This window comes from Paenibacillus sp. MER TA 81-3 (assembly GCF_023713585.1).
Taxonomy (GTDB): Bacteria; Bacillota; Bacilli; order Paenibacillales; family Paenibacillaceae; genus Paenibacillus_B; species Paenibacillus_B profundus.
Window position 1 is genome coordinate 1 of the sequence record NZ_JAMAWB010000168.1, and the last position, 207, is coordinate 207.

Annotated in this window: 1 protein-coding gene; it reads right to left on the bottom strand. The window is 51.2% G+C overall.

The genetic code is table 11. The features are described 5' to 3' along the window. Positions 1–207 (bottom strand): hypothetical protein (locus tag M3650_RS33490; RefSeq protein ID WP_251580328.1); only part of this gene is annotated, 207 nt, incomplete at both ends.

The following is a 207-nucleotide window of genomic DNA, read 5'->3' on the forward strand; positions in this document are numbered from 1 at the left end:
GCGTGTAACCCGCTACTTCCGCGGCTGTCAGCTCCACCGTTTTACCTGTTACTCCGTCTACGGTCGTGGCTTCCGCCAGGACTTTATCCGTGCCTTGCTCCAGATAGTTCACGCTCAGCTTTTGTGCTGTTCCTTTGTAGTAGAACGTGTACACATTGCCTTCTGCTTTAAAGGTGTAGCTATCACTTTCCTTCAACGGCGTGTAAC